Below are 20,555 nucleotides of genomic sequence, written 5' to 3'. Positions count from 1 at the left end.
TATCAAGGAGAAAGAAATGTCCGGACTTCACCCGAAACCACAGGAAAAACCCAAACCGGTGATCGCCCGTTTTGATGATCTGTTCACTGCAACCGGCATCGCCTTCAGCGCCGACAATGCGCATCTGGTGCTACACATCGCCGACGCTCACAGCGATGTCGAACCGGTCACCGTCCTCCCCGGCAATGCCTTGAAAGGCCGGCCGCAAGCACGCTTCGAGGGCGGCGAACACACGGCCATCGGCGATAACACGCTGTTGCGCTTCGTCGAGAATGCGCAACCGCTGCTCGCCCAGAACGTGCCATTGCATCTGCCGAATGGCCTGGCGCTGACCTACGGCCAAATGCTGGCACTGGGCGGTGATTTCTACGGCATCCCGGATCGCCCGATCAGCGAAGGCGCCACCCCGGTGGATCGCCTGCAGCGCTTCAACGCCGCTTTCGACTCGCTCGCGGCACTGCCGGCGGCGCGTGCCGAAGCCACGCAGATTCTCGCGGTCATGCAAAAAGAGATCGACGCGGTTAAACAGGCAATCAAGGACGGTAAACAACCCCACGAAGCCTACGACGCGCTGGGAGATACGTTGTCCGAAGAGTGGAACAAGATCACCGGCGGCGGCAGTTTCGTCTCCGCGCTGTTCCCGCTCGGGCGCTACCTGAAACTGGCGGCGAACAATGCCGACCATTTTGGCGAATGGGCAAAACTCGCCTACATCGCCGGGCACACCGCCGCGCTGCAAACGGCAATCGACGCCCGCGCCAATCACGATGAACAACAATTGGAACGGGCTTACGCCATGAACGCGTTTGCCGACCACTTCCTCACCGACGTGTTTTCCTCCGGCCATTTGCGGGTGCCGCGCAAAGAACTCGCCGCAGTGGTGACCCCGAGTGATCTGGGCTCGTTGATCACGCGGTTCATGCACGACGAGGACAGCAAGTTCGGTCTCAAGGTACGCAACGGGCATGGCGATCAGTGGCGCGCCTATGGCGACAAGCGCTACTTCGACGCGAGCGACGCCGACAATCGCACTCAGGTCAATCAAGCGGTACAGACCTCGGCGGACGAGGTATTTGCCGCCTACCTCAGCGGCAATCTGTCGGCCCCTTCGACATTCGCCGCACTGCAACGCCTGCCGGACCTGACGGCGGTGCTGAACCTGACGAACAACTTCTCGCCGCTGTTCCGCACCGAGGGCAGCAAAGTGCTGCGCCGCAAAGACGTCAACAACCTCAACGACAGCGCCACCGTCGACGACTGGTGGGGCTGGAGCACTTACCTGCTGCTCAAGGATTACCACCCAACCGGCAACGTCAACTAAGGAGAGATGCGATGACGATCAAATTGAAACTCGAACTGGCCTCGGGCCAATCGCTGAAGGGTGCGCCGCTGGAACTGTTGGCCAAGGGGCTACCGATTGCCCGTGCAACCGTGGATGCCCAGGGTTACGCAATCTTTGATGCCAAGCCCGCCGCCTGCCCCCTCGCCGTCAGGGTCGACCGCTCAATCCTGCCGCCACACTGACACCAGCCGCCTCCGGTAGGAGCTGCCGCTGGCTGCGGCAGCTCCTACCGGGGGGCTTTTGAAATGGCTGGAAATAGACGGTTTAAAACTCGCTTCGGGAAATTCTCTTACCGTGCAGAACCGCCGTGAATGGATCACGGCCCACCTCGCACGGAGAGCGACCCCCTCATGACTTTTGCCCCGCCAACACTGCCGCAATGTCTGCCGCATTCGCCAGAAACGGCCACCGTGAACCTGTCTCTGCTGAGCGACGACCTGATTATTCAGGTGCCGGACTCCAGCGACTTTGCAGCGAACTGGAGCGTCTACGCCATTCTCGGCGACGACCCCGAAGAGCCCGATTGGGCAGGCGAAAAAGTCGACACCGGCGCCTGGGATGACGCCGAGGATGAAATGGAAAAACTGACGGGCATCGAATTGCAGATACCGAAGGAGGTACTGAAGGCGTACCTGAACACCGAAATTGAACTGCGCTACAAGTTTCAGGATGAATCGAGCATGGAGCCGTGTTCGGCGCCTCTGATACTGCATATCGAAGCCTGATTTCCTGACGCGCCTGTTGATCGGGCGTGCCTTTTAACTGAAATCGACCGTTCGTCGGGACTGGTATTTCTTACAGGTGCCAGCCATACCCGATCCCGGCCTTAATGGCTGAGGAGTTAACGAACTGGCTCCGACAGCGCAACGCCGCAACTTGCGCTCATTCAACGGTTTGAATTGAAAGCGAAAAGGAATTTGATCATGACTGCACAAGTAAAAGCGTTGGCTGCTCCACAACTCAAGGAAGCCGAGAACGGGGTACTCCACGTTCACAAGCTGGAAGGACATGCCACTGTTCTGGTAGACACTTACACAAACCAGACTGTCGGCGACATCGTGAAGATTCAGGTATCCACTTCTACCGGCAACAGTTTTGGAGAACAAAAAGTAGTGACCGCTGCCCAGGTAGGAAAGCCTCTCACATTCGCCATTCCCAAAGATGTCTTTGAGAAAAACCTCGTACAGGATGCCACTGCCAAGCTGCACTATGTAGTTACGGCAGTAGCGCACCAGCCAGCGGAATCCGCCCCTCTGACTGTGCACCTCGAACGCTAACCAGCATTCACCCCTGCGCCTGCGCCTCTTCATGGGCCTGGCGCAGTCTTTCGCGGCTGTTGGTCAAATGCAGGCGCATGGCCGCACGAGCGGCATCGGAATCCTGACGAGCAATCGCCTCGTAGATTTCTTCGTGCTCGCGGCTCAGGCGATTCATGTAGTGCTGCTGATCATCATGGGCCAGGCGTGCCGAATTCAGCCGCGTGCGCGGAATGATGCTGGTGCCCAGGTGGGTCATGATGTCGGTGAAATAGCGGTTGCCGGTGGACAAGGCGATTTCCAGGTGGAAAGCGAAGTCCGAAGCCACGGCGTCGCTGGCGTGGGCAACGCTGTCGTTCAGTGCATCGAGGGCGGCGCGCATGGTCGCCAGTTGCTCGGGACTGCGGCGTTGTGCGGCAAGGCCGGCGGATTCGACTTCCAGGCTGATACGTAATTCGAGAATGGCCAACACATCACGCAGGGTGACGACGGTGGCCGGGTCGATGCGAAAGCCACTCGGGCTCGGGGTGTCGAGCACGAAGGTACCGATGCCGTGGCGGGTTTCCACCTGGCCGGCGGCCTGCAAACGGGAAATCGCCTCGCGCACCACCGTGCGGCTGACGCCATGGGCTTCCATGATCGCCGACTCGGTGGGCAGCTTGTCGCCACGCTTGAGCAGGCCGTCACGGATCTGCTCGCTCAGCACCGTCACCAGTTCCTGAGCCAGGCTGCGACGCTTGCGCGGGAGGCGCGGGGTGTTGATCGGGTTTTCCATGTTTACGTCTTGTCTCGAAAGTTCGACTTGGTCGGCATCATAGCGCAAGCGGGTTGTACGATCACTCGCCACTCACAACACCATCCCTGTGGGAGCTGGCTTGCCAGCGATGGGGCCATATCAGTCATAAAGGTGTCGACTGATCCGACGCCATCGCTGGCAAGCCAGCTCCCACAGGTTCCGTGCAGGGTCAAGCGGTCACGGTTTGTTCGACCAAATGGCCGCTGTCGATCCGCACATGCCGTGGGTGGAAACGCTTGAGGCTGCTGCGATGCCCGACGCTGACGATGCTCAGCCCCGGCAGCTGATCGATCAGCGCCTGATACAGCGTCGCTTCGTCTTCCTCATCCATCGCCGATGTCGCCTCATCCATGTACAGCCATTGCGGTGCGTAAAGCAGTGCGCGAGCGAAGGCTAGCCGTTGCTGTTCGCCCGGCGACAGCATGCGCTGCCAGTGATTGGCTTCATCCAGCCGCGCCACGAGGTGCGGCAAGCGACAGGTTTGCAGCACTTGCTCGTAGCGTTCCTGCGGGTAGGTGTCGCCCGGTTGTGGATAACTCAGCGCTTCGCGCAAGGTTCCGATCGGCAGATAGGGTTTCTGCGGCAGGAACAGATAACGCGCCGCCGGCAAACGAATATTGCCGTGGCCCGCCGGCCACAAATGCCCCATCGCCCGGAACAGCGTGGACTTACCGCTGCCGGAACGACCGCTGAGCATCACCCGGTCGCCCTGTTCCACAGTCATGTCGCCGCTGGTCAGCAGATGACGACCGTCAGCCAGATCCAGCCCGAGGTTATGCACCTTCAATTCGCTGCCCTGGTTTTGCACATCGATGGCCGGAATCCGTTCTTCGTTGTCGCTCATGGCCTGACGGAAACTCAGCAGACGATCACAGGTGGCGCGCCACGAGGCGAGTTCCTGATAGGCGCTGATGAACCAACTGAAACTCTCTTGAACGTTGCCGAATGCGGAGCTGATCTGCATCAGTTCACCGAGTTCGATCTTGCCGGCGAAGTAGCGCGGCGCCGCGACGATGAAAGGAAAGATAACGGCTGCCTGGCTGTAACCGGCGGTAAAGAAGGTCAGGCGCTTGGACACTTTCATGATGTCCCAGAAGTTGTGCCAGACCATCCCGAAACGGCTACTCAACCGGCGGTTCTCGTTCGGTTCGCCGTTGTACAACGCGATACTCTCGGCGTTCTCGCGGATCCGGACCATGGAGAATCGCAGGTCAGCTTCGAAACGTTGTTGTCTGTTGTTCAGGCCGATCAGGCGCCGACCGATCAAATGCGTCAGCCAACTACCCACCACTGCATAAACCAGCACACACCAGAACATGTAGCCGGGAATCGTAACTCCGAACACTTCGATGCTGCCCGATACGCCCCAGAGGATGATCGAAAAAGACACCAGACTGACGACATTGCTCAGCAAGCCAATACCCAGGCTCAAGGTGGTGGCGGTGAACTTGTTGAGGTCCTCGGAAATCCGCTGGTCCGGGTTATCGGTGTAACCGCCCTGCTCCAGCTGGTAGTAATTCTTGTCGGCAAGCCAACGGGAAAAATGCTTTTCGGCGAGCCAGGCCCGCCAGCGAATCGTCAGCATCTGAGTCAGGTAGAGCCGATACACCGCACCGACAATCGCCACGGCGGCGATGCCGCAAAAATACAGAATCAAATGCCAGAACGCCGCTTCGTCCTTCTTCTGCAGCGCGTTGTAGAAGTCCTTGTACCAGGTGTTGAACCACACCGAGATGCCCACACTGACCAGCGAGAGTGCGATCACTGCAATCAGCAGCGTCCAGGCCTTGCCTTTCTCTTCACTGCGCCAGTACGGCGTGATGATCGCCCACACCTTGCGAAAAAACTGCCCGCGCACAGCATCGTTGACCGCGGAATATTCAGCGTTCTGATTCATGGATAAGGCTCGATATAGAAAAGAACAGACACGCACCGATCATAGTAGATCGGTGCGTTTTATCGCGCGGGCCGGCGATAGTCGTTCAGCGCAGGTTCAGCGACGAACCGGGCGCTTCTGCAGTTTGCGCTGCAGGGTGCGGCGGTGCATGCCCAGGGCGCGGGCAGTGGCGGAGATGTTGCCTTCATGCTCGGTGAGCACGCGCTGGATGTGCTCCCACTGCAGGCGGTCAACCGACATCGGGTTTTCCGGCACCAGACTGTCGAGGTCGGCGTGCTCGGAGAGCAGCGCGGCCAGCACGTCGTCGGCGTCGGCGGGTTTACACAGGTAGTTGCAGGCGCCGCGTTTGATCGCTTCGACCGCCGTGGCAATGCTCGAATAACCGGTGAGGATCACCACGCGCATTTCCGGGTCCAGTTCCAGCAACTTGGGCAGCAGCACCAGACCGGAGTCGCCGTCCATTTTCAGGTCGAGCGCGGCGTAGTCCGGCAGATCGGCCTGAGCAATGGTCAGGCCTTCCTCGGCGGAACCGGCGGTGCTGACGCGAAAACCGCGACGGGCCATGGCACGCGCCATGACGCGGGTGAAGGTTGCGTCGTCGTCGACCAGCAGCAAATGCGGCAGTTCTTCGCCTTCGACTTGGATTTCGTCACTCATGTTGGTCTCCTCGGGCGCCGTGAGGCAGGCGCAGCTCGGTGAGCGTGCCGCCTTCCTCATGACTATAGAGTTTCACTGAGCCGCCGGCGCGTGTCACGCTGGCCTTGCTCAAAAACAGGCCCAGGCCGAAACCTTTGCCCTTGGTGGTAAAAAACGGTTTGCCGATTTGCTCGGCGATGGCCAGCGGCACGCCGGCACCGTGATCGCGAATGCTGATGGTCACGGTTTCGGCGTCCCAATCCAGCGTCACTTTGAGGTTTTCCGGGCAGGCGTCGGCGGCGTTGTTGAGCAGATTCAGCAGCGCCTGAGTCAGATCCGGCGGCGGCGCCATGCGCGGCACGGTGCCCTGGCCGAGACGATGGAAGCGATAACTGGCTTCCGGACGCATCAGGTGCCAACGGTTCAGCGCTTCGTCGAGCCATTGGGTGACGTCCTGCATCTCGACCGCCAAACGCCGGTTGGCCTCGGCGGCACGCACCAGTTGCTGCAAGGTTTCTTTGCAGAGTTTGACCTGATCCTGCAGCACCTTCAGATCGTCCTGCAACATCGGATCGGGATGATCCTGCTGCATCTCCTTGAGCAGCACACTCATGGTCGCCAACGGCGTGCCCAATTCATGCGCGGCACCGGCGGCCTGCGTGGCGACCGCGAGCAATTGCTGATCGCGCAGGCCTTCTTCGCGGCGGATCGCGCGTAATTCTTCCTGACGGCGCAGCTCTTCGGCCATGCGCGCAGCAAAAAACGTGATCACCGCGGCGGCCAGCGCGAAGCTCAGCCACATGCCGTAGATCTGCAGGTTTTCGCGGGCGACCGGCAGGGTTTCCAGTGGATAGAAACGCGTCAGCATCACGGTGTACAGCGCCAGCGCGATGCCGGACAGAATCACCGAGTAGCGCCACGGCAGCGTCACCGCCGCGATGGTCAGCGGCACCAGATAATAGGAAACGAACGGATTGGTCGAACCGCCGGAGAAATACAGCAACGCACTGTGGATCACCAGATCACACGCCAGTTGCAGGGCGTATTCGAGCTCGGTCACCGGCCACGACGTACGCAAACGCACGGCAGTGAACACGCACAGCAGAATCGAGCAGCCGAGGGTCATCGCCAGTTGCACCCACGGCAACGGCAACAGTTGCAGCCAATAGGCCAGACCAACGGAACCGGCCTGCGCGGCCAGCACCAAAGTGCGGATGAAAGTCAGCCGCCAGAGGTTCTGGCGAGTGGCGGAAGTCAGTTGTACGGGGGCGAGCATGAGCTCTCCTGATGAGCGCTCCAGGCGGATCGCACGGAGTATAACCAAGCCGCGCCCTTCAGAGGCGAAAGTGCGGCAAACGACCACATGGCGCAGACAGCAAAATCGTCTACTCCCGCGACTGTTCGAGATCAATGTGGTGAGGGGATTTATCCCCGATGGGTGGCGAAGCCGCCCCAAAACCTGCAATCCGCTTTTCACAGGCAGACCGCATCCGCTGAATTGCGACTGCTTCGCAGCCGATCGGGGCGGTGCGACGTTTCGCTAAATCCCCTCGCCACAAAAACACTCCCTGGCCAATCCGGCGCATCTGTATAGAAGTTGTAACTGGGCGAACCGGATCGCAGCAGCTAGAGTCTGATGGTTTCACGCAGGTCCGAACCAACACCTGCGCCCTCATCAAGGAGCCTTCATGCACACATTTCGCCGCAGCGCCGCCCTTCTCGCCCTGACCGTCGGCAGCATCGCCAGCCTTCCGGCCCTGGCCGCCGATGAGCTGCACTACAACCAGATTTCCCTGCGCGCCGAAGTCAGCCAGGAAGTGGCCCGCGACCTGATGATCGTCACCCTCTACACCGAAGAGCAAAACACCGACCCGGCCAAACTCGCCGCTGACGTCAGCACCACCATGAACAAGGCCCTGGCCCAGGCCAAGCAAGTCAAAGACATCACCCTGCGCCAGGGCAGCCGCAACAGCTACCCGATCTACGACACCAAGGGCCAGAAAATCACCGGCTGGCGCGAACGCGCCGAACTGCGCCTGGAAAGCGCCGACTTCGCCGCCCTGTCCAAACTCACCGGCGAACTGCTGGGCGACCTGAAAATGGGCGGCATGGACTTCGCCATCGCCGACCCGACCCGCAAATCCAGTGAAGACCAGTTGCTCAAAGAAGCCGTGACCGCTTTCAAGGCCCGCGCCCAACTGGCCACTGATGCACTGGGCGGCAAGGGTTACAAAATCGTCAACCTGAACCTCAACAGCAACGGTTATCCACAACCGTACCTGCGCGCGCCGATGATGATGAAAGCTGCTGGCATGGACTCCGCGCCGGTGACACCTGAAGTCGAAGCGGGTACCAGCCAGGTCAGCATGACCGCTGATGGCTCGATTGAAGTGTTGATGCAGTGATTTGATGTGGGCTGAATGAGAAACCGGCGATCAGAGCATGATCGCCGGTTTTTTTGTGCCTGGGATTTGTGTTGTTTGCTCGGCCGTCATCGCTGGCAAGCCAGCACCCACAAGGTCGTGCGTCGATTTCAAAATCGGCACAAACCTGTGGGAGCTGGCTTGCCAGCGATGAACGATAACGCGGTCTCAGGTTTGTGGATCAACCCGATCCAGCGCCCGGTTTACTGTCAGTTCGGCCAGCATGATGATCTGCTGAATACCGAGCACCGTGTTGCGCTGCGTGCCGCCCAACTCGTTGGCGAAGTTGCTGGCAGCGGCGCTGGCAGAGGCCAGTGATTCACAGGCGTGAGCGAGCAGGCTTTCGGTGTCGACGTTGGGACAGACCATGAACATCGTGCTCGGTTGGCGCGGTTTTCTGGATTGGGGACAAAGATAGAAATCGAGGGCACGCTTGATGGCTTCGCGGTTGCGGACGAGGTCTTCGTCGCGCAGGGCTGCTTCGAGTGGGGTTTCGAGGGGTGGGTCAGGGATTAATTTATCCATGGAGCATTTCCTTACGAATAACGCCATACGCTTCCGATCTCACTCGAGAAACGAGGTGGCAACTATGTACGGAGTGAGATTACCGGTAAGGAAACCAACCCGGCCGAACCGAAGTCCGCCCGTACATAGCCGCCATAAAGAACTGCCGACAGCATGAACTGGCGGCGATTATGGCGTTGCTTGCGCAGGTTTCCAAATTCGATAACCGGGAATCTCACCTCCCGATCGCAGAGTCCTCTGCGACATCCGAAGCCTAGAGAGCGCACGTCCGACGGACAACCTGAAAACCTTGTGGGAAGGTTCTGGTAATTCGATAAACATTTAAACAGCTCAAATAATCGGGCGACCGGGCGGTACTCTTCGCGAGCAGGCTCACTCCTACAATTGGTTCGCGTGCAGTCTGCAAGAGATTGGTCGGCTGTCAGGCCGCCATCGCTGGCAAGCCAGCTCACACAGGTAAGCAAAAGCCAGATCAAAAGATCGTCCGATCGCGGCCCGAGCCTTCGGCAACTCCTACAGAGGCGACAAGTACACCCCGCACGCGGCGAATGCCGCCCCACTCAATAGGCCGAGTGTCAGCTCGCCTGCTCTTGATCTTGATCCACGGGCGACGTCGGAAGGCTGAGCGGAGGGATTGATTCGGGGGTGGGAGCGCAGCGACCGTTTGGCGCAGCCAAACACATCGAGAGGAGGTGCAGCGCAGCAAACCGGAGGCGATGCGCCCGGATCAATCCCGGAGCGAAGGAACCCCGAGCCCCAGCGAGCGGGCCGCACGCAGGAGCAAGCCTTTTTGGTTACTTTTTCGGCGTCTGGAAAAAGTGACCCGCCGTAAGGGCGGAACCCCAAGCAGCCATAACCGCAGCAACGGATATCCACACAACCCGCCAGATATACCGAGATAGACACTCCCCCAAGAAAAACGATATTTCCGAAACCCCACAAATCCCCGCTACCCTCAAAAAACAACCACCTCCAAATCCCCGGGGACTCCATGCCAAGATCCACCCTAAAACCACTCTTGATCTCCCTGGCCCTGGCCACAACCGCCCCGCTAGCAAACGCCGCCACAACACTCGTTTATTGCTCCGAAGCCAGCCCCGCCGGCTTCGACCCGAGCCAATACACCAGCGGTACCGACTTCGACGCCTCCGCCGAAACCGTCTTCAACCGCCTCACCCAATTCCAACGCGGCGGCACCGACATCGAACCCGGCCTGGCAACAAAATGGGACGTCTCAACCGACGGACTCCAATACACCTTCCACCTGCGCCAAAACGTAAAATTCCACACCACCGACTACTTCACCCCAACCCGAGACTTCAACGCCGACGACGTGTTGTTCACCTTCCAGCGCCTGCTCGACCCGGAAAACGCCTTCCGCAAGGCCTACCCCGCCGAGTCCCCGTACTTCACCGACATGGGCCTCAACACCACGATCAAATCGGTAGAAAAACTCGACGAAAATACCGTGCGCTTCAACCTCAACAACGTCGACGCCGCCTTCGTACAAAACCTCGCCATGAGCTTCGCCTCGGTGCAATCGGCCGAATACGCCGCGCAACTGCTGAAGGAAGGCAAAGCCGCCGACCTCAACCAGAAACCGATTGGCACCGGCCCGTTCGTGTTCAAGCGCTATCAAAAGGATTCACAAATCCGCTACGCCGCGAACAAGGCCTACTGGAAACCCGAAGACGTAAAAATCGACAACCTGATCTTCTCGATCACCCCGGACGCCGCCGTACGCCTGCAAAAACTCAAGACCGGCGAATGCCAGGTCAGCGGCTACCCACGCCCCGCCGACATCGAAGTCATGGAAAAAGACCCCAACCTGCGTGTGCTCAAACAGGCCGGTTTCAACCTCGGTTTCCTCGCCTACAACACCACCCATCCACCGCTGGACCAACTCAAGGTGCGTCAGGCCCTGGACATGGCCATCGACAAACCGGCGATCATCAAAGCCGTTTATCAAAGCGCCGGCCAGTTGGCCGAGAACGCCTTGCCACCCGCGCAATGGTCCTTCGACCCGAACATCAAAGACGCGCCGCACGACCCGGTAAAAGCCAAAGCGCTACTCAAGGAAGCAGGGGTTGCACCCGGTACAACCATCAACCTCTGGGCGATGACAGTGCAGCGTGCCTCGAACCCGAATGCGCGGATGTCGGCGCAAATGATCCAGCAGGATTGGGAAAAAATCGGCATCAAGGCCAACATCGTCAGTTACGAATGGGGCGAGTACATCAAGCGTGCGAAAAATGGTGAACACGACGCGATGATCTATGGCTGGACCGGTGACAACGGTGACCCCGACAACTGGCTCGGTGTGCTGTACAGCTGCGCGGCAGTAAAAGGCAGCAACTACGCCAAATGGTGCGACCCGACCTACGACAAGCTGGTGCAACAGGCCAAGGTCTCGACCGACAAGTCGCAGCGGGTAAAACTGTATCAACAGGCGCAACTGATCCTTAAACAGCAAGTGCCGATCACGCCGATTGCCAACTCCACGGTGTTCCAGCCGCTGCGCAAGGAGGTCACCGACTTCCGCATCAGCCCGTTTGGTCTAACCCCTTTCTACGGTGTGGGTATAAATAAGTAACACCAAGCCCCAATGCGGCGCGCACAACGTGACCAATGCACCGTTTTGGGGCTCCATTTGCACCGTAAAAACCACCCGCAAACGGTCAAATGCGTCAGAAGTTATACCGATGCGACATTAAGGTACGTTCGTGCCACCGTTTGAGGTCGCTGAGTGTTCTGGATCTTGCATTGGGTATGGCGCCTGCATAAGTATCCGCAGGCACGACTCACGAGGTCGTACCTCAAATCAAAAAATGACAACAAATCATGAGGCCAACATGCTTAAACACGCGGTCATTCCGTTTTTAGTCGGCGCAGGCTTGTTAGCCTCCGCACCTTTCGCATCCGCTGCGACTAACCTGGTGTTCTGCTCCGAAGGGAGCCCGGCCGGATTCGACCCAGGCCAGTACACCACCGGAACCGACTTCGACGCCTCAGCTGAAACCATGTTCAACCGTCTGACCCAGTTCGAGCGTGGCGGCACCGCCGTCGTTCCTGGTCTGGCGACCAAGTGGGACATTTCCGATGACGGCCTGACTTACACCTTCCACCTGCGTGAAGGCGTCAAGTTCCACACCACTCCGTACTTCAAGCCGACCCGCGAGTTCAACGCCGACGACGTGCTGTTCACCTTTAATCGCATGATTAACAAGGATGACCCTTTCCGTAAGGCGTACCCGACCGAATTCCCGTACTTCACCGACATGGGGATGGACACCAACATCACCAAGATCGATAAAGTCGATGACCACACCGTCAAGTTCACTTTGAAAGAAGTGGATGCCGCGTTCATCCAGAACATGGCCATGAGCTTTGCCTCTGTACAGTCCGCCGAATACGCAGCGCAACTGCTGAAAGAAGGCAAGGCTGCCGATATCAACCAGAAACCCGTCGGCACCGGCCCGTTCGTGTTCAAGAGCTACCAGAAAGACTCGAACATCCGTTACACCGGCAACAAGGACTACTGGAAACCTGAAGACGTGAAGATCGATAACCTGATCTTCGCTATCACCACCGACCCATCGGTGCGCATCCAGAAGCTGAAAAAGAACGAGTGCCAGGTCACCCTGTTCCCGCGTCCAGCCGACCTGAAAGCGCTGAAAGAAGACAAAACCCTGAAAATGCCTGACCAGGCTGGCTTCAACCTGGGCTACATCGCCTACAACGTGATGGACAAGGTCAAGGGCAGCAACGAGCCGAACCCGCTGGCTGACCTGCGCGTTCGCCAGGCGCTGGACATGGCCGTGAACAAGCCGCAGATCATCGACTCCGTTTACCAGGGCGCGGGCCAACTGGCCGTCAACGCCATGCCGCCGACCCAGTGGTCTTACGACACCACCATCAAAGACGCCAAGTACGACCCTGAGAAAGCCAAACAGCTGCTCAAGGAAGCCGGCGTCAAGGAAGGCACCGAGATCGTTCTGTGGGCGATGCCGGTACAGCGTCCGTACAACCCGAACGCCAAGCTGATGGCTGAAATGCTCCAGTCCGACTGGGCCAAGATCGGCTTGAAAGTGAAGATCACCAGCTACGAATGGGGCGAGTACATCAAGCGTTCCAAAGGTGGCGAGAACCAGGCCATGATCATTGGCTGGAGCGGCGACAATGGTGATCCGGACAACTGGCTGAACGTGTTGTTTGGTTGCGACTCGCTCAGCGGCAACAACTTCTCCAAGTGGTGCGACAAGAAGTTCGACGGCCTCGTCAAAGAAGCCAAGCGCACCACCGACCAGGGCAAGCGCACCGAACTGTACAAACAGGCGCAACACGTCCTCAAAGATGCAGTCCCTATGACACCTATCGCTCACTCGACGGTGTATCAACCCATGCGCGCCAACGTGCAGGACTTCAAGATCAGCCCATTCGGCTTGAACTCCTTCTACGGCGTCAGCGTCAGCAACTAAAAGAGACAGCGGTGACGTTTTCAGCGTCGCCGCTGTTTTTTTCTGCCGATTAGTTAGGAATTTGCCTACAGCCTTTTCCACCCTGCCTATCCAGGGAGATACAGGACGTGTTGCCTTTTCCTACGAGTCTTTAGGACTCAACGCATTTACTGCCAGACCCACGGCCCCTACCGTCGGGTTCTGACCAGTGACTGCGTGGGCTAACGGTTTGTTGTCCGTACTGGTTTGAGCTCGATGCAGCCACAACGTCCCTGGACGGGACCGCGGCGCATCGAAACAACACTAAAAAAAGAGGGAGCGTCATGCGCCATACCTTGGTTTTTTCCGCATTGCTGGGCGCCGGCCTGTTGGCCGCCACGTCTGCCAGCCACGCCGCCAGCAACAGTCTGGTGTTCTGCTCCGAAGGCAGTCCGGCGGGTTTTGATACCGCGCAATACACGACGGCCACCGATAACGACGCCGCCGAGCCGCTGTACAACCGACTGGTCGAGTTCGAAAAAGGCGCGACCAACGTCGTACCCGGGCTGGCCACCAAGTGGGATATTTCCGAGGATGGTCTCAAGTACACCTTTCACCTACGTGAAGGTGTGAAATTTCATACAACTCCGTACTTCAAGCCGACTCGCGACTTCAACGCCGACGACGTGCTTTTTACGTTTAACCGCATGCTTGATGCGCAGCAGCCATTCCGTAAGGCTTATCCGACCGAGTTCCCGTATTTCAACGGGATGAGCCTGAACAAGAACATCGCCAAGGTCGAGAAGACCGGGCCGCTGACCGTGGAGTTCACGCTCAACAGCGTCGACGCCGCGTTCATCCAGAACATCGCCATGAGCTTCGCCGCCATCCTGTCCGCCGAATACGCCGACAAGCTGATGGCCGAAGGCAAACCGAGCGACATCAACCAGAAGCCTATCGGCACCGGGCCGTACGTGTTCAAGAGTTATCAGAAAGACTCGAACATCCGCTACACCGGCAACCCGCACTACTGGGACCCGAGCCGGGTCAAGCTGAAGAACCTGATTTTCGCGATCAACACCGACGCCTCGGTGCGTGTGCAGAAGCTCAAGGCTGGCGAATGCCAGATTACCCTGCATCCGCGCCCGGCCGATGTTGAAGCATTGAAGGCCGATCCGAAGCTGCAACTGATCTCCAAACCAGGCTTCAACCTCGGCTACATCGCCTACAACGTGCGCCACAAACCGTTCGACCAGCTCGAAGTGCGTCAAGCGCTGGACATGGCGGTGAATAAACAAGGGATTCTCAACGCTGTTTATCAAGGCGCCGGCCAACTGGCCGTCAACGCCATGCCACCGACCCAGTGGTCCTACGACGACACCATCAAGGACGCCGCCTACAACCCGGAAAAAGCCAAAGAGCTGCTCAAGGCTGCCGGCGTCAAGGAAGGCACCGAGATCACCCTGTGGGCAATGCCGGTGCAACGTCCGTACAACCCGAACGCCAAACTGATGGCCGAAATGCTCCAGGCTGACTGGGCGAAAATCGGTCTGAAGGTGAAGATCGTCAGCTATGAATGGGGCGAGTACATCAAGCGCACCAAGAACGGCGAGCACGACATCAGCCTGATCGGCTGGACCGGTGACAACGGTGACCCGGACAACTGGCTCGGCACGCTGTACAGCTGCGACGCCATTGGCGGCAACAACTACTCCATGTGGTGCGACCCGGCTTACGACAAGCTGGTCAAAGAGGCCAAGGTCGTCACCGACCGCGACCAACGCACCGTGCTCTACAAACAGGCCCAGCAGTTGCTTAAACAGCAAGTGCCGATTACGCCTGTCGCCCACTCGACGGTCAACCAGCCATTAAGCACACGTGTTGAAGGGTTCAAGGTGAGCCCCTTCGGTCGCAACGTGTTCTCGGGTGTCAGTATCGATTAACCCAACCGATTAGCCGCAACGCTGAGGGGGACCGTCTACCCCCCTCACGCAAGCGCTTTGCCGAAATTCGCCAATCCGGCTTTTTGCAAACGTTTGCGATGTGTGAATGAGTTCTAAACCAATAACCGGCCAACCCAAAAAAGCCGGCATAAAAAGAAAGTAAAGGAGCTTCACCCATGAAACTGAGCAGCACCGCGATACTGGCCTTGGCCATCAGCAGCATCACCGCCACGGCGTACGCAGAACCTGCTAGTCAGGAGTTCGTCCCTACCACGTTGGCCGGCAGTAGCGCCCAAAGCGAGGCCAAAGGCTTTATCGATGGACAAAGCCTGGGCGGCACTACACGTAACTGGTATGCCAATGAATTGAAGCGTCGTGATGATCGCTTCAGCTACGTGAAAAACAGCGACAAGAACACCTCGCCTGTAGTCAAGACGCCAACTCCGCGTCGTATCAACTGGGTTCAGGGCACCATCGTCAACTACACCTCGGGCTTCACCCAAGGCACCGTTGGCGTCAGCACCGAAGTCGCCGCTTACAACGCCATCGTTCTGGACCGTGACCGCAAGGACATCGCCGGCGGTTCCAACCGTACCCTGGCGCACTCCGACGGCGACGCTGTCGACCAGTGGAGCAAACTGGGTCTGGCCAACGTGAAGCTGCGCGTGTCGAACACCACCCTGACCGCCGGTCGGCAGAACTTCAGCACGCCGATCGTAGACGTCATCGGCAACCGTCCGCTGCCTTCGAGCTTTGAGGGTATTACCCTGCACAGCGAAGAGTTCAACAACCTGTCGTTCGACCTCGGTGGCTTCGACCGTGTTTCGCCGCGTACCGAGCAGAGCCTGTCGAAATTCCGTACCGAGTACTCGGCCACTGGCGTTGAGACCGACAAGGTCTACATCGCTGGCGTCAACTATCAGCCGTTCAAGAGTCTGAAAACCAGCCTGTACGGCTCCAACGTCGAAGACTTCTGGAACCAGTACTACTTCGGTGCCACCCACGAACTGGGTGACAGCCAGGTGCTGAGCCTGACCACCGGTCTGAACTACTACAAGACCGTCGACGAAGGCAAAAAGCTGATGGGCGAGATCGACAACGATACTTACTCGCTGTCGCTGGGTCTGGCTCACCAGGCTCACAGCCTGACCTTCTCGTACCAGGAAGTGAATGGCGACACCTACTTCGACTACCTGCACGAAACCAACGGTATCTACCTGGCCAACTCCCTGCTGTCGGACTTCAACGGCCCGAACGAGAAGTCCTTCCAGATCGCCTACGGCATCAACATGGCCGAATATGGCGTGCCAGGCCTGAAGTTCAACATCTACCAGGCACGCGGCTGGGGCATTGACGGTACTCACTACCGTGGCACCGCCTACACCGACCCGGGCGCCAAGCGCGGCGACCTGAGCCTGATGGACGGCGAAACTCACTACGAATACGGCATCGGTGCTTCCTACGCCGTGCAGAGCGGCCCGCTCAAAGCCACCGCGATTCGCGCGACGTACACCACGCACCGCGCCAGTGAAAACCAGGCTGACGGCAACATCAACGAGTTCCGTCTCGTGACCACCATTCCGTTCAACATCCTGTAAAAACGCCAACCGACGGCTGACTCATGATGAGTCGGCCGTTCGGTTTTTGTCTTCAACCGATTGCAGAGGGTTATCGATGAAAATGCTTCCCCTACGTGCGGCCGTCGCTGCCGCGTTGTTGAGCGCCGCCATCGGCGTCTCGGCCAAACCCTTGGTGGTCTGCACCGAAGCCAGCCCGGAAGGCTTCGACATGGTCCAGTACACAACTGCAGTCACTGCCGATGCGGTGGCCGAAACGATCTTCAACCGTCTGGCGGACTTCAAGCCCGGCACCACCGAAGTGATTCCGGCACTGGCCGAATCCTGGGACATCAGTGAAGACGGCCTGACCTACACGTTCCACCTGCGCAAAGGCGTCAAGTTTCACACCACCGAATATTTCAAGCCGACCCGCGACATGAACGCCGACGACGTGGTCTGGAGCTTCCAGCGTCAGCTGGACCCGAATCACCCATGGCACAAACTGTCTAGCGTGGGCTTCCCGTACTTTGAAAGCATGGGCTTCAAGGAACTGCTGAAAAACGTCGAAAAAGTCGACGACAACACCGTCAAGTTCACCCTGACCCGCCGCGAAGCGCCGTTCCTGGCCGATATCGCGATGGCGTTCTCCTCGATCTACCCGGCCGAATACGCCGACCAGTTGCTCAAAGCCAACAAGACCGGCGACCTCAACAACAAGCCGATCGGCACCGGCCCGTTCATCTTCCAGCGCTACGCAAAAGACGCTCAGGTGCGCTTCAAGGCCAACCCGGATTACTTCCGAGGCAAGGCGCCGGCTGACGCGTTGATCCTGGCCATCGCCACCGACAACAACGTGCGCCTGCAAAAGCTCAAGGCCAACGAGTGCCAGATCGCCCTGTATCCAAAACCGGACGACATCCCGAGCATCAAGAAAGACAGCAACCTGAAAGTCGATGAACTGGACGCGATGACCGTCTCGTACATCGCCATGAACACCCAGCACAAGTACATGAGCGACGTGCGCGTGCGCAAAGCCATCGACATCGCGTTCGACAAGGAAGCCTATGTCAACGCGCTGTTCGGCAAAGGCAATGCGTCGGTCGCGGTCAACCCGTACCCGCCGACCCTGCTCGGCTACAACCACGACCTGAAGAACCCGCCACGTGACCTCGATGCCGCCCGCAAGCTGCTCAAGGAAGCCGGGGTTCCGGAAGGCACCGTGTTTACCCTGTTTACCCGCAACGGTGGCGGTCCGACCAACCCCAACCCGATGCTCGGCGCGCAGATGATGCAGGCTGACCTGGCGAAAGTCGGGATCAAGATCGACATCCGCGTGATGGAATGGGGCGAAATGCTCAAACGCGCCAAGGCCGGTGAGCACGACATGGTGTCTGCCGGATGGGCGGGCGACAACGGCGACCCGGATAACTTCCTGACGCCTATGCTCAGTTGCGAGGCCGCCAAGAACGGCGAAAACTACGCACGCTGGTGCAACGAGAAATTCCAGGCACTGCTCGACGAAGCACGGGCTAAAGTAGATCCGGCCGAGCGCGCGAAACTCTACGAGCAGGCCCAGGTCCTGTTCAATCAGGACCAACCGTGGATCAGCATGGCCCACACCCGGATGTTTACCGCAATGCGCAACAACGTAGAGGGCTATCACATCAGCCCTCTCACCACTAATAACTTCGCCACCACCCAGGTGAAGTAGATAAGAAACTCCCGGCCTCCCTGATTCCAGGGAAGCCGGGCACGCCTAACCGGCTGATGAGGTACCACACAAGATGTTTAGTTTTATTGCCCGCCGACTGGGGTTGTTGATCCCCACGTTTTTCGGCATCACCTTGCTGACTTTCGCGTTGATTCGCATGATTCCCGGCGACCCCGTGGAAGTGATGATGGGCGAACGTCGGGTCGACCCCGAAATGCACGCTCAGGCAATGGAACGCCTCGGTCTGAACAAACCGTTGTATGCCCAGTATCTGGACTACATCGGCAAACTGGCCCACGGCGACCTCGGCGAATCCCTGCGCACGCGCGAGAGCGTATGGACCGAGTTCTCCTCCCTCTTCCCGGCGACCCTGGAACTGTCCATGGCCGCCCTGCTGTTCGCCGGCATTCTGGGCCTTCTGGCCGGGGTGATTGCGGCACTCAAGCGAGGATCCCTGTTCGACCACGGGGTGATGGGCATCTCCCTGGCGGGGTATTCGATGCCGATCTTCTGGTGGGGCCTGATCCTGATCATGTTCTTCTCGGTGAGCCTGGGCTGGACCCCGGTTTCCGGGCGGATCGACCTGCTCTACGACATCGAGCCACGCACCGGTTTCATGCTCATCGATACGCTGCTGGCCGATGACATGGGCGCTTTCCTTGATGCGCTGCATCACCTGATCCTGCCGGCCATCGTGCTGGGTACCATTCCGCTGGCGGTGATCGCGCGGATGACCCGCTCGTCGATGCTCGAAGTGCTGCGCGAAGACTACATCCGCACAGCCAAGGCCAAAGGCCTGTCGCCGTCGCGCGTGGTGTTCGTCCACGGTCTGCGTAACGCACTGATTCCGGTACTGACCGTGGTCGGCCTGCAAGTCGGTACCCTGCTGGCCGGTGCGGTGCTGACCGAAACCATTTTCTCCTGGCCCGGCATCGGTAAATGGCTGATCGAAGCCATCGGCGCCCGGGACTACCCGGTTGTGCAGAACGGCATCCTGTTAATCGCCTGCCTGGTGATTCTGGTCAACTTCGTAGTGGACATCCTCTACGGCTTTGCCAACCCACGCATCCGTCATCAGCGCTGAGGTCAATACCCATGAGCACTCCAACATCCTCAGTAGCCACCGCCACGTCCGCCGTGGATCAAAGCCTGCTGTACCCGTCACCGTATAAAGAATTCTGGCAAGCCTTCTCGAAGAACAAGGGCGCCGTTGCCGGCCTGTTGTTCATGTTGCTGGTGATTTTCTGCGCGATCTTCGCGCCGTGGGTCGCGCCGCATAACCCGAGCGAGCAATACCGCGACTTCCTGCTGACGCCACCGGCGTGGCTCGAAGGCGGACAGATGCAGTTCCTGCTCGGCACCGATGAACTGGGTCGCGATCTGCTGTCGCGTCTGATCCAGGGTTCGCGCCTGTCGCTGTTGATCGGCCTGTCGTCGGTCGTCATGTCGTTGATTCCGGGGATTCTGCTCGGTCTGTTCGCAGGCTTTTTCCCGAAAGTGCTTGGCCCGACCATCATGCGTCTGATGGACATCATGCTGGCCCTGCCGTCGTTGCTGCTGGCTGTGGCGATCGTCGCCATCCTCGGCCCTGGCCTGATCAACACCGTGATCGCAATTGCTGTGGTGTCCTTGCCGTCCTACGTGCGTCTGACCCGAGCCGCCGTGATGGGCGAACTGAACCGCGACTACGTGACCGCCGCGCGCCTGGCCGGTGCCGGTCTGCCACGTCTGATGTTCATCACCGTGCTGCCGAACTGCATGGCGCCGCTGATCGTTCAGGCAACCCTGAGCTTCTCTTCGGCGATTCTCGATGCCGCCGCACTGGGCTTCCTTGGCCTTGGCGTACAACCGCCAACCCCTGAGTGGGGCACCATGCTGGCTTCGGCTCGCGACTACATCGAACGCGCCTGGTGGGTAGTGAGCCTGCCTGGTTTGACCATTTTGCTCAGCGTGCTGGCAATCAACCTGATGGGCGACGGTCTGCGCGATGCGCTGGACCCGAAACTCAAGAATGCCGCCTGAGGAGATTCC

The 20,555-nt window shown here is 58.9% G+C and carries 17 protein-coding genes; 12 read left to right on the top strand and 5 right to left on the bottom strand.

The genetic code is table 11. The annotated features are described in order from the left end of the window. Positions 1-16: 16 nt before the first annotated feature. The 4 genes from ACVVH8_RS04390 to ACVVH8_RS04375 all read left to right on the top strand — a co-directional run bounded on the left by ACVVH8_RS04390 (position 17) and on the right by ACVVH8_RS04375 (position 2,619). On the top strand, positions 17-1,321 hold the full coding sequence (locus tag ACVVH8_RS04390) for a phospholipase (RefSeq protein WP_475228728.1): 1,305 nt from the start codon (positions 17-19) through the stop codon (positions 1,319-1,321). A gap of 11 nt (positions 1,322-1,332) precedes the next feature. Then, positions 1,333-1,524, top strand: coding sequence for a hypothetical protein (locus ACVVH8_RS04385; RefSeq protein ID WP_315446839.1), 192 nt, complete (start codon positions 1,333-1,335; stop codon positions 1,522-1,524). A gap of 168 nt (positions 1,525-1,692) precedes the next feature. Further along, positions 1,693-2,067 (top strand): hypothetical protein, encoded by a 375-nt coding sequence (locus ACVVH8_RS04380; protein ID WP_213027548.1) that lies wholly within the window; start codon positions 1,693-1,695, stop codon positions 2,065-2,067. Positions 2,068-2,265: 198 nt separating this feature from the next. Continuing rightward, complete coding sequence (locus ACVVH8_RS04375) at positions 2,266-2,619, top strand: hypothetical protein (RefSeq protein WP_475228725.1); 354 nt, start codon at positions 2,266-2,268, stop codon at positions 2,617-2,619. A gap of 7 nt (positions 2,620-2,626) precedes the next feature. Here the strand turns inward: ACVVH8_RS04375 and ACVVH8_RS04370 are convergent, their stop codons facing one another. From ACVVH8_RS04370 to ACVVH8_RS04355, 4 genes are all read right to left on the bottom strand, one after another. Further along, positions 2,627-3,373 (bottom strand): FadR/GntR family transcriptional regulator, encoded by a 747-nt coding sequence (locus tag ACVVH8_RS04370; RefSeq protein ID WP_103303141.1) that lies wholly within the window; start codon positions 3,371-3,373, stop codon positions 2,627-2,629. Between the two features lie 190 nt (positions 3,374-3,563). Further along, positions 3,564-5,291, bottom strand: coding sequence for an ABC transporter ATP-binding protein/permease (locus tag ACVVH8_RS04365; RefSeq protein ID WP_475228723.1), 1,728 nt, complete (start codon positions 5,289-5,291; stop codon positions 3,564-3,566). Positions 5,292-5,387: 96 nt separating this feature from the next. Beyond that, positions 5,388-5,948: a response regulator transcription factor gene (locus tag ACVVH8_RS04360; RefSeq protein WP_003221630.1), complete on the bottom strand. Its 561-nt coding sequence runs from the start codon at positions 5,946-5,948 to the stop codon at positions 5,388-5,390. After that, the gene (locus ACVVH8_RS04355) at positions 5,941-7,203 is read right to left on the bottom strand and encodes an ATP-binding protein (protein ID WP_103303143.1); all 1,263 of its coding nucleotides are present in this window, start codon (positions 7,201-7,203) and stop codon (positions 5,941-5,943) included. The genes ACVVH8_RS04360 and ACVVH8_RS04355 overlap by 8 nt, the downstream gene beginning before the upstream one ends. A gap of 412 nt (positions 7,204-7,615) precedes the next feature. On the opposite strand from ACVVH8_RS04355, the gene ACVVH8_RS04350 reads away from it, so the two are divergent. Next, positions 7,616-8,332 carry an SIMPL domain-containing protein gene (locus ACVVH8_RS04350; protein WP_475228721.1) on the top strand — a complete coding sequence of 239 codons (717 nt, stop codon included), beginning with the start codon at positions 7,616-7,618 and terminating at the stop codon, positions 8,330-8,332. Between the two features lie 186 nt (positions 8,333-8,518). On the opposite strand, the gene ACVVH8_RS04345 is transcribed toward ACVVH8_RS04350, so the two are convergent. Beyond that, positions 8,519-8,875: a DUF6124 family protein gene (locus ACVVH8_RS04345; protein WP_475228718.1), complete on the bottom strand. Its 357-nt coding sequence runs from the start codon at positions 8,873-8,875 to the stop codon at positions 8,519-8,521. A gap of 991 nt (positions 8,876-9,866) precedes the next feature. On the opposite strand from ACVVH8_RS04345, the gene ACVVH8_RS04340 reads away from it, so the two are divergent. The 7 genes from ACVVH8_RS04340 (at position 9,867) to ACVVH8_RS04310 (ending at position 20,546) form a co-directional block, all read left to right on the top strand. Then, positions 9,867-11,468: an ABC transporter substrate-binding protein gene (locus ACVVH8_RS04340; RefSeq protein ID WP_213027544.1), complete on the top strand. Its 1,602-nt coding sequence runs from the start codon at positions 9,867-9,869 to the stop codon at positions 11,466-11,468. Positions 11,469-11,727: 259 nt separating this feature from the next. Beyond that, on the top strand, positions 11,728-13,353 hold the full coding sequence (locus tag ACVVH8_RS04335; RefSeq protein WP_103303147.1) for an ABC transporter substrate-binding protein: 1,626 nt from the start codon (positions 11,728-11,730) through the stop codon (positions 13,351-13,353). Between the two features lie 302 nt (positions 13,354-13,655). Continuing rightward, positions 13,656-15,254 (top strand): ABC transporter substrate-binding protein, encoded by a 1,599-nt coding sequence (locus ACVVH8_RS04330; protein WP_103303148.1) that lies wholly within the window; start codon positions 13,656-13,658, stop codon positions 15,252-15,254. Positions 15,255-15,430: 176 nt separating this feature from the next. Further along, positions 15,431-16,852, top strand: coding sequence for an OprD family porin (locus ACVVH8_RS04325; protein ID WP_127925813.1), 1,422 nt, complete (start codon positions 15,431-15,433; stop codon positions 16,850-16,852). A 76-nt stretch (positions 16,853-16,928) separates the two neighbouring features. Then, positions 16,929-18,524 (top strand): ABC transporter substrate-binding protein, encoded by a 1,596-nt coding sequence (locus tag ACVVH8_RS04320; RefSeq protein WP_103303150.1) that lies wholly within the window; start codon positions 16,929-16,931, stop codon positions 18,522-18,524. A gap of 73 nt (positions 18,525-18,597) precedes the next feature. After that, the gene (locus tag ACVVH8_RS04315; protein ID WP_103303151.1) at positions 18,598-19,608 is read left to right on the top strand and encodes an ABC transporter permease subunit; all 1,011 of its coding nucleotides are present in this window, start codon (positions 18,598-18,600) and stop codon (positions 19,606-19,608) included. Positions 19,609-19,619: 11 nt separating this feature from the next. After that, positions 19,620-20,546 (top strand): ABC transporter permease subunit, encoded by a 927-nt coding sequence (locus ACVVH8_RS04310; RefSeq protein ID WP_103303152.1) that lies wholly within the window; start codon positions 19,620-19,622, stop codon positions 20,544-20,546. Positions 20,547-20,555: the final 9 nt, after the last annotated feature.

This window comes from Pseudomonas trutticola BRTCR10 (genome assembly GCF_056155105.1).
This window is presented reverse-complemented; position numbering and strand designations above follow the sequence as displayed.